This is a genomic window from Erwinia sp. E602, assembly GCF_018141005.1.
Classification (GTDB): Bacteria; Pseudomonadota; Gammaproteobacteria; order Enterobacterales; family Enterobacteriaceae; genus Erwinia.
The window spans coordinates 1,174,308-1,188,449 of record NZ_CP046582.1 but is presented as its reverse complement, the minus strand read 5'-3'; the positions used below and the strand labels follow the sequence as shown (position 1 = coordinate 1,188,449).

General features: G+C 61.4%; 13 protein-coding genes. 5 read left to right on the top strand and 8 right to left on the bottom strand.

Annotation, left to right across the window (positions count from 1 at the left end):
* Nucleotides 1–23: 23 nt before the first annotated feature.
* The 5 genes from lepA to rpoE all read right to left on the bottom strand — a co-directional run bounded on the left by lepA (nucleotide 24) and on the right by rpoE (nucleotide 4,814).
* The gene (gene lepA / locus GKQ23_RS06835) at nucleotides 24–1,823 is read right to left on the bottom strand and encodes a translation elongation factor 4 (protein WP_056238811.1); all 1,800 of its coding nucleotides are present in this window, start codon (nucleotides 1,821–1,823) and stop codon (nucleotides 24–26) included.
* A 326-nt stretch (nucleotides 1,824–2,149) separates the two neighbouring features.
* Nucleotides 2,150–2,614, bottom strand: a complete 465-nt coding sequence (gene rseC, locus GKQ23_RS06830) for a SoxR-reducing system protein RseC (protein ID WP_056238808.1) — start codon at nucleotides 2,612–2,614, stop codon at nucleotides 2,150–2,152.
* A complete protein-coding gene (gene rseB / locus GKQ23_RS06825; RefSeq protein ID WP_056238805.1) occupies nucleotides 2,611–3,564 on the bottom strand; it encodes a sigma-E factor regulatory protein RseB in 954 nt (317 codons plus the stop codon). Before rseB ends, rseC begins: the two co-directional genes overlap by 4 nt.
* Complete coding sequence (rseA, locus tag GKQ23_RS06820) at nucleotides 3,564–4,208, bottom strand: anti-sigma-E factor RseA (RefSeq protein WP_101506445.1); 645 nt, start codon at nucleotides 4,206–4,208, stop codon at nucleotides 3,564–3,566. Before rseA ends, rseB begins: the two co-directional genes overlap by 1 nt.
* Nucleotides 4,209–4,238: 30 nt before the next feature.
* Nucleotides 4,239–4,814, bottom strand: coding sequence for an RNA polymerase sigma factor RpoE (gene rpoE, locus GKQ23_RS06815; protein ID WP_056238795.1), 576 nt, complete (start codon nucleotides 4,812–4,814; stop codon nucleotides 4,239–4,241).
* A gap of 480 nt (nucleotides 4,815–5,294) precedes the next feature.
* Here rpoE and nadB point away from each other — a divergent pair, with 480 nt between their 5' ends.
* Entirely contained in the window at nucleotides 5,295–6,911 is a 1,617-nt protein-coding gene (gene nadB / locus GKQ23_RS06810; protein ID WP_212410108.1) for an L-aspartate oxidase, read from the top strand.
* On the opposite strand, the gene GKQ23_RS06805 is transcribed toward nadB, so the two are convergent.
* Entirely contained in the window at nucleotides 6,896–7,633 is a 738-nt protein-coding gene (locus tag GKQ23_RS06805; protein WP_101506687.1) for a tRNA1(Val) (adenine(37)-N6)-methyltransferase, read from the bottom strand. The two genes, nadB and GKQ23_RS06805, sit on opposite strands and share 16 nt — an antisense overlap.
* A gap of 132 nt (nucleotides 7,634–7,765) precedes the next feature.
* Here GKQ23_RS06805 and srmB point away from each other — a divergent pair, with 132 nt between their 5' ends.
* Nucleotides 7,766–9,094, top strand: coding sequence for an ATP-dependent RNA helicase SrmB (srmB, locus tag GKQ23_RS06800; protein ID WP_056238790.1), 1,329 nt, complete (start codon nucleotides 7,766–7,768; stop codon nucleotides 9,092–9,094).
* A gap of 264 nt (nucleotides 9,095–9,358) precedes the next feature.
* Here srmB and GKQ23_RS06795 read toward each other — a convergent pair whose 3' ends face one another.
* The gene (locus tag GKQ23_RS06795; protein ID WP_212410107.1) at nucleotides 9,359–10,888 is read right to left on the bottom strand and encodes an MFS transporter; all 1,530 of its coding nucleotides are present in this window, start codon (nucleotides 10,886–10,888) and stop codon (nucleotides 9,359–9,361) included.
* 116 nt (nucleotides 10,889–11,004) lie between these two features.
* Here GKQ23_RS06795 and GKQ23_RS06790 point away from each other — a divergent pair, with 116 nt between their 5' ends.
* Nucleotides 11,005–12,015 carry a helix-turn-helix domain-containing protein gene (locus GKQ23_RS06790; protein WP_212411627.1) on the top strand — a complete coding sequence of 337 codons (1,011 nt, stop codon included), beginning with the start codon at nucleotides 11,005–11,007 and terminating at the stop codon, nucleotides 12,013–12,015.
* Between the two features lie 230 nt (nucleotides 12,016–12,245).
* Here GKQ23_RS06790 and grcA read toward each other — a convergent pair whose 3' ends face one another.
* A complete protein-coding gene (grcA, locus tag GKQ23_RS06785) occupies nucleotides 12,246–12,629 on the bottom strand; it encodes an autonomous glycyl radical cofactor GrcA (protein WP_212410106.1) in 384 nt (127 codons plus the stop codon).
* Between the two features lie 177 nt (nucleotides 12,630–12,806).
* Between grcA and ung the strand changes: the two genes are divergently transcribed.
* Both ung and GKQ23_RS06775 read left to right on the top strand, forming a co-directional pair.
* Nucleotides 12,807–13,487 carry a uracil-DNA glycosylase gene (gene ung, locus GKQ23_RS06780; protein ID WP_056238778.1) on the top strand — a complete coding sequence of 227 codons (681 nt, stop codon included), beginning with the start codon at nucleotides 12,807–12,809 and terminating at the stop codon, nucleotides 13,485–13,487.
* Between the two features lie 33 nt (nucleotides 13,488–13,520).
* Entirely contained in the window at nucleotides 13,521–14,060 is a 540-nt protein-coding gene (locus GKQ23_RS06775; RefSeq protein WP_056238775.1) for a DUF2058 domain-containing protein, read from the top strand.
* Nucleotides 14,061–14,142 lie beyond the last annotated feature (82 nt).

Here is a 14,142-nt window from a genome sequence, read left to right as displayed (position 1 = left end):
TCCCTCACGGCCCCAAACGGGCCTTATTTACTCTCTTTACCCACGTGCAGAATGGCAAGGAACGCTTCCTGCGGCAGCTCAACGTTACCCACCTGCTTCATGCGCTTCTTACCGTCTTTCTGCTTCTGCAGCAGCTTTTTCTTACGGCTGACGTCGCCGCCGTAGCACTTGGCCAGCACGTTTTTACGCAGCTGTTTTACGGTTGAACGGGCAATGATGTGTGCGCCGATCGCTGCCTGAATTGCAATATCAAACTGCTGGCGAGGGATCAGCTCTTTCATCTTCTCTACCAGTTCACGGCCACGGTACTGCGAGTTGTCACGGTGGGTGATCAGCGCCAGCGCATCCACGCGCTCGCTGTTGATCAGCACGTCGACGCGCACCATATCAGAGGCCTGGAAGCGTTTGAAATTGTAGTCCAGCGACGCGTAACCGCGTGAGGTGGACTTCAGACGGTCAAAGAAGTCGAGCACCACTTCGGCCATCGGGATTTCATAGGTCAGCGCCACCTGGTTACCGTGGTAAACCATGTTGGTCTGCACGCCGCGTTTTTCGATACACAGGGTGATCACGTTGCCGAGGAACTCCTGCGGCAGCAGCATATGACACTCGGCGATCGGCTCGCGCAGCTCAAGGATGCTGTTCAGCGCCGGCAGTTTGCCCGGGCTGTCAACGTAGACCACGGCACCGTCGGTGGTTTCCACTTCGTAGACCACGGTCGGTGCGGTGGTGATCAGCTCCAGGTCGTACTCGCGCTCCAGACGCTCCTGGATGATCTCCATGTGCAGCAGGCCGAGGAAGCCACAGCGGAAGCCGAAGCCCAGCGCGGTGGAGCTTTCCGGCTCGTAGAACAGTGAGGCGTCGTTGAGGCTCAGCTTGCCGAGCGCGTCGCGGAAGGCTTCGTAATCGTCAGAGCTGATCGGGAACAGGCCGGCGTAAACCTGCGGCTTCACTTTTTTGAAGCCTGGCAGCGCTTTTTCCGCCGGGTTACGTGCCAGGGTCAGCGTATCACCGACCGGCGCGCCGAGGATGTCTTTGATCGCACAGACCAGCCAGCCCACTTCGCCGCAGTTCAGCACGTCGGTATCAACGCGCTTCGGCGTGAAGATGCCCAGACGGTCAGCGTTATAGGTCTGACCGGTGCTCATTACCTTAATTTTTTCGCCCTTGCGCAGGGTACCGTTCTTTATACGCACCAGCGACACTACGCCCAGGTAGTTATCGAACCAGGAGTCGATAATCAGCGCCTGCAGCGGGCCTTCCGGATCGCCTTCCGGCGGCGGGATGTCGCGCACCAGGCGCTCCAGCACGTCAGGCACGCCAACGCCGGTTTTCGCCGAGCAACGCACCGCGTCGGTAGCATCAATGCCGACAATATCTTCAATTTCCTGCGCCGCACGATCGGGATCGGCCGCTGGCAGGTCAATTTTGTTCAGAACCGGCACCACTTCCAGATCCATTTCCATCGCGGTGTAGCAGTTTGCCAGGGTCTGCGCTTCCACGCCCTGCCCGGCATCCACCACCAGCAGCGCGCCTTCGCAGGCCGCCAGCGAACGGGACACTTCATAGGAGAAGTCCACGTGGCCTGGGGTGTCGATAAAATTGAGCTGGTAAGTTTCACCGTTCTGCGCGTGATAATCGAGGGTCACGCTTTGCGCTTTGATGGTGATGCCGCGCTCGCGTTCTAAATCCATTGAATCCAGAACCTGTGCAGCCATTTCACGTTCGCTCAGGCCACCGCAAATCTGAATCAGACGGTCGGAGAGCGTGGATTTACCGTGGTCGATGTGCGCGATGATTGAAAAGTTTCTTATGTGCTTCATTTATATGGATTTTTTCGCATCAGGAAATGTTGAAATTCGCATGGTGGGTAGCGCTATGGGCTCATACCGCGATCGATTACGATGACCCCACCAATAATATGTGTCGCATCTTACACTGTTAGCCACCCAGGCGAAAGAATACAAGGTAACTTCTCCACGACATATCAACGGGGTGGAAACAGTACGGCAAACGAGAGTATCGCGATGCGTCGCTGTGGGATCGGTTCAGGAAGCCGTGATGCAGCGGTGTAAATGACTGGAGCGAAATGTCTGACCTGGGTGCGGTGTCTGCGGCAGCGATGAGCAACCGGAGACACCGCGCGAACTCAGGCATCGGTGATGACGCTAATCGCATCCGGCGGCAGCGCGACGCTGAGGATCACCGGCTGGTAAGCGGCGGCCCGGCCAAGCAGGCCGGAGATACCTCTGGCGACGATAAAGCCGCCCGTGCCACCCAGCAGCGCGCCGCTGGCCGCCGCCAGATCGCTGTGAAACAGCAGCTGGAACAGGCCGGCGACGATAAACAGCCCCAGCAGAGGCGTCATATAGACCAGCAGCGCGGAGCTGAGCAGGCTGGCTTCGGCAATGCCCAGTTCGATTCGCTGGCCAGGGATCAGCGGCTCGGCGCTGGCCACGGTCATCACGTGGGCGTTTTTCGGCCCCAGCTTGTTGAGCATATGGCTACCGCAACCTTTACGGGCAGAGCAGCTGCTGCAGGAGGTTTTTATTTCGGAGTGCAACGTGGCGACGCCGTTTTGCCACGAAACCACCGTGGCCCATTCTCTCATCATGGTGCGGTACCTAAAGTAATGCTGTCAGCGATGCGTTTGGCCGTGGCCGGCGGCAGTTCGCCGACCACGGTGATCTCCGCATTATTACGCACAACCGTCTGCACCGTACGACGCCCGGTGCGCAATTGCTGCGGTGCGCTGTTTTTATCGGCCATGGTGACGTTCACCGAGAAGCTGAACAGGCCGTCAGAGTAGAGACGCGACTCCACCGGACGGTTCAGCGACGGCAGCTGGCGGCGGTTCTGCGCCACCTGTTTCATGCCGGCGGGCAGCCAGCCGGTCTGCCAGTTGAACTTCACCTGGCTGCCGGCCGGTACCGCCAGCACCGGCGGCATCTGCGCGGTTTCCAGCCCGGCCATCGCCTTACTGACACCCTGGTCGACGGCGAAGCTGATCACCCGGTACTGTTCGAGGGTTTCACCGTCGCGATCCAGCAGGTCGATGCGCAGTGGCAGCTTAGTGTCGCTGTCCAGCCACACCATGTAGCCGTACTGGGTGCCGTCGCGCGAGACGATGCGGATCATCTCACACAGCTGGTCAGCCATGCGCATACGGCCAACCGGCACAAAATCGTAGCTGGCGGCCAGCTTCTGAAAATCGGCATACACCAGCGCCGGCAGAGAATCCACGATGTGGTCGCCGGTCATGGTGAAGGGCTCCAGCCCCGGTTCAAAATAGCTGATTTCGCTACCGCGCTGGATGATCTCACGACGCTCATCATCCATCTGCAGCAGCTGGGCGTAGGTTTTATTGCCGATTACCGCATGGCGATAGCGCAGAGATTCGATCCCCAGGCGGGAAACGTTGATATAGGCGAATTCATAACTGAGGGACTGGCTGGCCTGTTCCATCTGCTGTAACAGCGCCGCAGGCGCGGTTTGCGCCGGGGCGACAGTAGAGTAAATCAGGCCACCAGCCAGCAGGCTGACGGCACACAAAAGTTGCTTCATTACTGCTGCTGCATTCCTAACGACTGATTACCAGGGACCTGGGCAGCGGCCTGCTGTTCAGGGCTTTGATCTAGCTTCAGCTGGTCAGCGTGCAGGCGGCGCTGCAGTTCGTAATCCTGCAGCAGGGCGTTAACCCGGCGGCGCTGATCCTGAACCTGCTGGTTAGCATTGCCGCTGATGGCGTTGTCGGTCGGCACGCCCAGGCTGACCGGAGAGGCCTGCCCCATCACCGGCAGGGTGTTAAACACCGGTGTATCGACAGACTGCTGCACCGGCTTGTTATACTGCTGCACGCCAACGATCACCGCCAGTGAGACGCAGGCCGCCAGGCCAACCTGAGTGATCTGCGCGGCCCACGGACGCACGCGCCCCCAGAACGGCATCGCGGCGACGTCAGCCGGCTTTGGCTGCTCTTCCGTAATCAGATGCGTAATGCGCTGTGCAGGTTCTTGCTCGATCGCTGCCGCCACGCGGTCAGCGATATCAAAATTGAGCAGCTGTGGCACATCACCGCGGAGTGTATCGCGGATCAGATGATAGCTTTCCCAATTTTTTTGGAGTGATGCGTCTTGTGATAATTCAGCCAGCAGCTGGTTATCAACGCTCTCACCGTCCATCAGAGCGGAAAGTTGTTCTTTCTGCATGCCTCAATACCCTTCCTGTGTCCGCTATCGCTAGCGTTGGATAAGCGGTTGAATTTTATTATCGATAGCTTCACGGGCCCGAAAGATTCGTGAACGTACGGTGCCTACCGGGCAGTCCATGATAACGGCTATCTCTTCATAGCTGAGACCATCAAGCTCGCGCAGGGTAATCGCCATACGCAAATCTTCGGGTAGAGACTCGATGGTACGAAAAACAATTTGTCTCAGCTCTTCTGACAACATTAAGTTCTCAGGGTTCGAAATTTCTTTCAGTGCCCCCGCACTTTCAAAGTTTTCAGCGTCGATCGCATCGACATCGCTGGACGGCGGGCGGCGCCCCTGGGCAACCAGGTAATTTTTGGCCGTGTTGACGGCAATCCGGTAGAGCCAGGTATAGAAAGCGCTATCACCCCGGAACGACTCCAGCGCGCGATAGGCCTTAATAAACGACTCCTGAACTACGTCAGGTACATCTCCTGAGGGAACATAGCGGGAAACCAGACTGGCTACCTTATGCTGGTAACGGATTACCAGTAAATTGAATGCCTTCTGATCGCCTTTTTGTACCCGTTCAACGAGGACCTGATCCGTTATCTGCTCGCTCATCCGAGGTAAGGTCTCCCCAAATCATTTTCCACGCGTAACTGAACTCCCAGTGTAAACCCACTATCTTTTTTTTCGAGCAAGCAGGGGTTTTGAGTCAGGTATCTCTGGTTAGTTCCGTTACGCCATTATTTTTGTGATGCCACAGGTGCGCTTTTGCAGAAGGGCTGACTTTTTTATGCATTTTAGCCGTTCTGCTGGCCACTGCTGCGCTTCACCCCGCACCCGGTGGGGAGCAGGCGTGGCATTGACGCCGCAGAGTAACGCAACAGGCCCCATTTTTCACCCTCTAATCTTGTTGATTTACCACGGTTCACCATAGTAAACGTCACTCAGCAGATAATAGCATTCTGCAGCCGTTTTGCCGGGGCGAGGCTGTGCCACGCCCTGAAACGGCGGGGTGACTGCTGAAAAAAAAGCCATGTTCCCGCGCCACAATGGGTGTTATGCTCAGCAAACAACCTGTTTAGTAAATTAAACAACATGACCCAGACCTCTGAATACTGCTGTGACGTACTGATTATTGGCAGCGGCGCGGCCGGGCTGTCGCTGGCGCTGCGCCTGGCGGAACGCCACCAGGTGACCGTGCTGAGTAAGGGGCCGCTCAGCGAAGGCTCAACCCTCTACGCGCAGGGCGGAATTGCGGCGGTGTTTGATGAAACCGACAGCATTGAGTCCCACGTTGAGGACACGCTGATCGCCGGAGACGGGCTGTGCGAACGCGAAGCGGTGGCGTTTATTGCCGGCAACGCGCGCCACTGCGTGCAGTGGCTGATCGACCGCGGCGTGCCCTTTGACCGGGATATGACCGAGAACGCCCCGTCACTCTACCATCTGACCCGCGAGGGCGGGCACAGCCACCGCCGCATCCTGCACAGCGCCGACGCTACCGGCAGAGCAGTGGAAACTACCCTGGTCAGCCAGGCGTTAAGCCACCCGAATATTCGCGTGCTGGAGCGCAGCAACGCCGTCGACCTGATCGTCTCCGATAAACTCGGCCTGCCCGGTGAGCGGCGGGTGGTCGGCGCGTGGGTGTGGAACCGTAATCTGGAAGTGGTCGAGCGCTGCGCGGCGCGGGCGGTGGTGCTGGCCACCGGCGGCGCGGCCAACGTCTATCAGTACAGCACCAATCCGGACGTCGCCTCCGGCGACGGCATCGCCATGGCGTGGCGCGCCGGCTGCCGGGTGGCCAACCTGGAATTTAATCAGTTTCACCCCACCTGCCTGTTCCACCCCGAGGCGCGCAACTTCCTGCTGACCGAGGCGCTGCGCGGCGAGGGGGCGCTGCTGCTGCGCCCGGACGGCACGCGCTTTATGCCGGAGTTTGACCCGCGCGGCGAGCTGGCCCCGCGCGATATCGTGGCACGTGCCATCGATCATGAGATGAAGCGGCTGGGTGCCGACTGCATGTATCTGGATATCAGCCACCAGCCGGCGGACTTTATCCGCGCCCACTTCCCGACCATCTGTGAAAAGCTGCTGACGCTGGGCTTCGATCTCACCCGCCAGCCGATCCCGATCGTGCCCGCCGCCCACTACACCTGCGGCGGGGTGATGGTCGACCAGCGCGGGCGCAGCGACGTTAACGGGCTGTATGCGATCGGCGAGGTGAGCTATACCGGGCTGCACGGCGCGAACCGGCTGGCCTCAAACTCGCTGCTGGAGTGCCTGGTGTACGGCTGGTCGGCGGCGGAGGATATCGGCCAGCGGCTGGCCGAGACGCCGCTGGTCAGCGACCTGCCCGCATGGGATGAGAGCCAGGTAGAGAACGCCGACGAGCGGGTGGTTCTCCAGCATAACTGGCACGAGCTGCGGCTGTTTATGTGGGACTACGTCGGCATCGTGCGTACCACCCGGCGGCTGGAGCGCGCGCTGCGGCGCATCGCCCTGCTGCAGCATGAAATCGACGAGTATTACGCCCATTTCCGCATCTCTAACAACCTGCTGGAGCTGCGCAATCTGGTGCAGGTGGCGGAGCTGATGGTGCGCTGTGCGCTGGCCCGCAAGGAGAGCCGCGGGCTGCACTTTACCCTCGACTACCCCGCCACGCTCGACGACATCAGCCCGACCATTCTTAGCCCCGATCAGCGAAACAGATAGAAGTCGCGGGTCAGGCTGCAGTGCGCCTCAGAATAGTGGTTATCCGCGCCGCGGATGGTCATGCGGTCCAGCAGCTGTTCGCCGGGGGTAGGTGACAGCGCCAGCAGCACGCGGTTCGGCGGGCGGGTGTCGTTATCCGCCACGTCGGTGCGAAAACGCAGGTGCCAGCCGCGCTGCTGCGCCAGCGCCACCAGCCGGCTGCCGGCGTCTTCCGGCAGCACCACGCAGAAAAACCCCTCTTCGGCGATCAGGTTCTCGGCGCAGGTCAACAGCGCCTCATGGGTCAGCGTGGTGGTCGAGCGGGCGGCGGCGCGCTCGTCGCTGGCGCAGGCCGACCCCGGCGTAAAGTAAGGCGGATTGCTGACGATCAGCGAATAGCGATGCGCGCACTGCTGCGCCCAGCTGAGGATATCCGCCTGATGCACGCTGACCCGCGACGGCCACGGCGAGGCGGCAACGTTCTCCTGCGCCTGCCCGGCGGCGGCCGGATCCAGCTCAACCGCATCGATCTGCACGTCGGCGGCGGTACGCTGCGCCAGCATCAGCGCGATCAGCCCGCTGCCGGAGCCAATATCCAGCACCCGCTGCACGCCGGCCACCGGTGCCCAGGCACCGAGCAGCACGCCGTCGGTGCCGACCTTCATAGCACAGCGATCGTGGGCGATAAAAAATTGTTTAAAGGTGAAACCGTTAGCGCGCAGCGCGGCTTTCTGTGGAGACATTTGACTGACCTGAAAGAGAAACGGCGCTAGCATAGGACAATCTGCGGCGAAGGAAAAGTCATTAACCCGCGACAAACAGATGAAGATCGCGTTCAATCTGTCTATAATCAGCGCCCCAAACTGAGGAAGACCATGACTGTAACCACTTTTTCCGAACTCGAACTCGACGAGAGCCTGCTGGAAGCCCTGCAGGAAAAAGGCTTCACACGCCCTACTGCCATTCAGGCCGCGGCGATCCCGCCAGCACTGGAGGGTCGCGACGTTCTGGGTTCGGCACCAACCGGTACAGGCAAAACCGCGGCCTATCTGCTGCCCGCGCTGCAGCACCTGATCGACTTCCCGCGTAAAAAATCCGGCCCGCCGCGCATTCTGATCCTGGTTCCGACCCGCGAACTGGCGATGCAGGTCGCCGATGACGCGCGCGCGCTGGCGAAAAATACCCATGTGGATATCGCCACCATCACCGGCGGCGTGGCCTATATGAACCACGCCGAAGTGTTCAGCGAAAACCAGGATATCGTGGTCGCCACCACCGGACGCCTGCTGCAGTACATTAAGGAAGAGAACTTTGACTGCCGCGCGGTTGAAACGCTGATCCTTGATGAAGCGGACCGCATGCTGGACATGGGCTTCGCCCAGGATATCGAAACCATTTCGGCCGAAACCCGCTGGCGCAAGCAGACCCTGCTGTTCTCCGCCACGCTGGAAGGCGAAGCGATCAAAGACTTTGCCGAGCGCATCCTGAAAGAACCGGTTGAGATCGAAGCCGACCCGGCGCGCCGCGAACGTAAGAAGATCCAGCAGTGGTACTACCGCGCGGATGACTACAAACACAAAGTCGCGCTGCTGCTGCACCTGCTGAAGCAGGAGGAAGTGACCCGTTCGGTGATCTTCGTGCGTAAGCGCGAGCGGGTGCACGAGCTGTGCGGCGTGCTGCGCGAGGCCGGCATCAACAACAGCTACCTGGAAGGGGAGCTGGTGCAGGCCAAGCGTAACGAAGCGATCAAACGCGTGGAAGATGGCCGGGTTAACGTGCTGGTCGCCACCGATATCGCCTCACGCGGCATCGATATCGATGACGTCAGCCACGTGTTCAACTTCGATTTGCCGCTGACCGCCGACGTCTACCTGCACCGCATCGGCCGTACCGGCCGCGCCGGTAAGAAAGGCATCGCGATTTCACTGGTGGAAGCGCACGATCAGCTGCTGCTGGGCAAAATCAGCCGCTACATCAACGAGCCGCTGAAGTCGCGTACCGTTGATGAGCTGCGCCCGGTGACCCGCGCGCCGAGCGAAAAGCTGCAGGGCAAGCCGTCGAAGAAAGTGCAGGCCAAACGCCAGCAAGAGAAAGACAAGAAGAAAGCGGAAGAGAAGCCGCGCGTTAAGGAGCGTCACCGCGACACCAAGAACATTGGTAAGCGCCGCAAACCTGCCGCTGCAAAAACCGACGGCGCGAAGTAATCTCTCCGCCTGAAGGCATCACGCCCTTCCCTGCACCGCACGGTTCCGTCCGGTGACCTGACGGGAGGAGCAGCCCGGCCTTTGCCGCGCGGCTCCTCCCGTTTTTTTATCCCTGCATGCTGCCCGGTAACCCAGTGGCGATATCCCCTGACGCCGCTAAGCAAGCCGGTCGCGCGTCATCCCGCAAAGGGTGCGGCTAACCGGCGGCATTATCCTTATCCCCCGCAGGTGAACCCGTCGGGCTTTATCCCACGCAGAGTGCTGTTACCCGGAGACGTTATCCTCACAGGCGGTCAGACGAGCCGCCCGGTCTTCATCCTGTGGCGGCTGCCCCTTATCGCCATCCGCCCGTTTAACCCGCCAGCTGAACAGCAGCGTACTGGCCAGCGCCAGCGCCGCGACGCCGGCGGCGCCGTACAGCAGCAGGCCGCTAAAGCCGTCAGCCAGTGCCCGGCTGGCGATCCCCTGCGGCAGTTGCACCACCGCACCACCGGCGATACGCTCCGCCAGCGCGGCGGCATCCCCGACCTCCGGCAGCGTCCGCCGCAGGCTGGCGTTAATCCCGGCCACCAGCAGGCTGCCCATCAGCGCGATATTGACCGCCAGGGTGATCAGCCGGGCGCTGATATCAATGCCCGAGGCCATGCCGGCGCGGTCGCCGGGCACCGAGCCGGTAGTGGTGTTGGTGACCGGCGTATTGGTCAGCCCCAGCGCCGCGCCGGCGATCAGCGCCCCCGGCAGCAGGCTGAGCTGCAGCGCGACGGCGAGGTACATCAGCATAAAGCCGATGGCGATGGCGAACAGGCCCAGCGGGATGGTCTTCTCAGCGCCGTAGCGGGCGGTGAGCTTCTCGCCCAGCGGCGGCATCAGCAGCGTCGGCAGCGTATAGGCCAGCAGCGCCAGCCCGGTCTCCACGTTGCCATACCCCTGCCCGCTCTGATACCAGATCGGCAGATAGATCATTAACGGCCAGAAGCTGAAGTTCATCCCCACCGAGCCCATCAGCGCGCCGGAAAAGCGGCGAATGCGGAACACGCTGAAGTCGAACATCGGGTGCGGATGCCGCCGTTCGATGCGGATAAAGGCCAGCCCGCTGACCGCCGTCAGCAGCAAAATCCCCCAGGCGTAAGCGCTCTGCCAGCCGAGGCTGCTGCCCTGGGTAATCAGATAAGTGGCCCCCATCACCGTCAGCGACAGGGTCAGCAGCCCGGCGAGATCGAGCTTTTGCGCCTGGGCGTCGCGCGATTCGACCACGTTTTTCGCCGCCAGCAGCAGCGTGACCACGGCGATAAACACGTGCACCAGAAACACCCACTGCCAGCTGAACCACGCCACCAGCAGCGCGCCGACGATCGGGCCAAAGCCCAGCCCGAGGCCGAAGGTGATCCCCCAGGCGGCAAACGCCCGGCTGCGGGCACGGCCCTCAGGGAACTGGGTGGCGAGGATGGCGATCAGGCAGGTCAGCATCGCGCCGCCGCTCAGCCCCTGCAGGAAGCGGCCGACGATCAGCCAGCCGACGCTGCCGGCCAGCCCGCACAGCAGCGAGGTCAGGCCGAACGCCGCTATGGCGATCATAAACACCCGCCTGCGGCCAAAGCGGTCGGCCAGCGTGCCGGTCGCCATCAGCACCGTGGTGCAGGCCAGCGTGTAGGCGTTCATCACCCACTGCAGCTCGCGGAAGCTGGCGTGCAGCTGCTGCTCCAGCACCGGCGAGATCACCGGCACGCTGGAGATCTCCAGCCCCGACATCAGCGCCGCCAGACACACGGCGATCAGAGCCAACATATTTTTCATCATACAATCCTGGAAACGAAAACAGGCTGCCAGCATGAAAGATTCGCGGCGCGGTGGAAATGCGCGGGTATGCCATGTATCGTCAAGATTATGCCAACCTGACGATGATTCGCGAGATGACAACCTTCCCGTCCGCCCGCCCGCAGCCCGCCTGTTTCCCTGCCCCGCTTAACCGACGGCTGGTGTTACTGACCTATGAGTGCCTGTGCACCTTTGAATTTGGTACGGCGGTAGAGGCCTTTGGCCGCGCCGACGAGGTCACCGGCGCGCCGCTGTATGAGCTGTGCGTGGCCGCAGCGGAAGAGCGGGCGTTCGCCGCGCAGGGCGGCGTGCGGGTGATGGTCGACGGCGGGCTGGAGCAGCTGGCCGGGGCCGGCACCATCGTGATACCCGGCTGGCGCAGCATCCACGATACGCCCCCCGCCCCGCTGATCGCCGCGCTGCAGCAGGCGCACCGGGCGGGCAGCCGCATCGTCGCCATCTGTGCGGGCAGCTTCGTGCTGGCGGCCGCCGGGCTGCTGGACGGCAAACGGGCCACCGCCCACTGGAACAGCACCGAGGTGCTGGCGCAGCGCTTCCCCCGCGTGCAGGTGGAGCACGGGATGATTTACGTCGATGAGGGCAGCATTATCACCTCGGCCGGCGGCGCGGCCGGCGTTGACCTGTGCCTGTACCTGATCCGCCGCGACTACGGCATTGACGTAGCCAACCGCACCGCGCGGCGGATGGTGACGCCGCCGCTGCGCGAAGGCAGCCAGCCGCAGTTTTTGCAGCAGCCGGTGGCAAAGTCACCGAAAACGCTGGCCCCGCTGCTGGACGATCTGCGCAGCCATCTCAACACGCCGATGGTGATTGAGCAGCTGGCCGCGCGCGCGGGCATGAGCCGCCGCACCTTTCTGCGCCGTTTTCAGGACGCCACCGGCACCACGCCGGGCGAGTGGATGCTGAAGGTGCGGCTGGAGAGAGCCTGCGCCCTGCTGGAAGGCAGCGGGCTGAGCATTGACCGGGTGGCGGAACAGGCCGGCTTCGGCTCCGCCGGCGCGCTGCGCCATCACTTTCGCCAGCAGCTGGGCACCACGCCCACCGGGTGGCGCAGGCAGTTTCACGCCCGCAGCGCGGTGGCCTGACCGGCCAGCGTCTGGCAGATTAACCAGCCCCGTGCGTGCGATAACCTGAACCGCCAGCGTCTGGCAGATTAACCCAGCTCTGTCCGTGCGATAACCCGAACGGCCAGCGTCTGGCAGGTTAACCAGCGGGCCGACGCGGAGCGTAGCCGAAAAACGGCACCGCAGGCGCTGACCCGATCCGGCCAGCACCTGCGGTGCCGCGTATGTTGTGGCGTGGTTAGCGCCCGGGCTTACAGGCTTTCGGTAAAGGTACGGGTAATGACATCGCGCTGCTGTTCAGGCGTCAGCGCGTTAAAGCGCACCGCATAGCCGGAGACGCGAATGGTCAGCTGCGGGTATTTTTCCGGATCCTTGACCGCCTCTTCCAGCGTTTCACGGCTCAGCACGTTCACGTTAAGATGCTGGCCCCCCTCGATTTTCACCTGTGGCTTCATCTCCAGCGGCAGCTCACGGTACTCGATCGGGCCGAGTTCGGCGATCGCCACCAGCTGGTCCTGCTGGTAACCGGCTCTGGCGCACAGGCAACGCGCCTGCTCGCTGTCGCTGTCCAGCAGCCAGAACGAGTTGAGCAGGTCCTGATTGCTGGCGTGGGTAATTTGAATTCCGCTAATCATCTTAATCCTCCGGGCCGGGCGGCAGCGGAGGCATTCCGCCACCGTCATTCTGCGGCCAATGTGTTGAGCCTACCTGTATACCAGCCCGCCGCCCGCGGCGTTTTGACGCAAATCAATCTGTCCCGCTCAGGCAAACCACGTTAAGCTAGCCGGATTGTTTTTGATAAGGAGAGGGTAATGGTCAATACCATGACCTGGCACGACGTGCTGGCTGAGGAAAAAGAGAAACCTTACTTCCGTGAAACCCTGGCGAAGGTGAGCGCGGAGCGGGCGGCGGGTAAGACCGTCTACCCGCCGCAGAAGGACGTGTTTAACGCCTTCCGCCTGACCGAACTGGGCGCGGTAAAGGTGGTGATTCTGGGCCAGGATCCGTATCACGGCCCGAACCAGGCGCACGGGCTGGCGTTTTCAGTGCTGCCCGGCGTGGCCGTACCGCCGTCGCTGGTGAATATGTATAAAGAGCTGGTTACCGATATCCCCGGCTTCGAACGGCCGAACCACGGCTTCCTCGAGAGCTGGGCGCGCCAGGGCGTGCTGCTGCTCAACACCGTGCTGACGGTGGAAGGCGGTCAGGCGCATTCGCACGCCAAATTCGGCTGGGAGACCTTTACCGACAACGTGATCGCCACCATCAACCAGCATCGCGAAGGCGTGGTGTTCCTGCTGTGGGGCTCGCACGCGCAGAAGAAGGGCAGCATTATCGACCGCCAGCGCCACCACGTGCTGCAGGCGCCGCACCCGTCGCCGCTCTCGGCCCACCGCGGCTTCTTCGGCAGCGGGCACTTCTCGCAGGCCAACCGCTGGCTGAGCGAACACGGCGAAACGCCGATTGACTGGCAGCCGGTACTGCCGGAATAATTCCACAAAATTTCAACGGATCCAGATACCAAGATGACAAAACTAACCTTACAAGAGCAGATGCTTAAAGCCGGCCTGGTCTCCAGCAAGAAAGTGGCCAAGGTGCAGAGAACCGCCAAAAAATCCCGCGTGCAGGCGCGCGAAGCGAGAGAGGCGGTGGAAGAGAATAAAAAATCCCAGCAGGAGCGTGACAGGCAGCTGAGCGAGCAGCAGAAGCAGGCGACGCTGGCGAAAGAGTTCAAAGCCCAGGTTAAGCAGCTGATTGAGATGAACCGCATCAGCATCAACAAAGGCAGCATCGATTTTAACTTCACCGACGGCAATCTGATTAAAAAAATCGCCGTCGATAAGCCGACCCAGACGCAGCTGATTAACGGCCGCCTCGCCATCGCGCGCCTGACGGTGGATGGCAGCGCTGACAGCCACTACGCGATCATCCCGGCCATCGTCGCCGAAAAAATCGCCCAGCGCGATGCCAGCAGCATCGTGTTACACAGCGCGCTGACCGAGGAACAACAGGATGAAGACGACCCGTACGCCGACTTTAAGGTGCCAGACGATCTGATGTGGTAAGCAAAGGCGTGGTCTGCGCCGGCATTGTGTTTTACACTATGTGCCGTAATAACCGATCAGATTAACTCTATAAGTAGGCAAC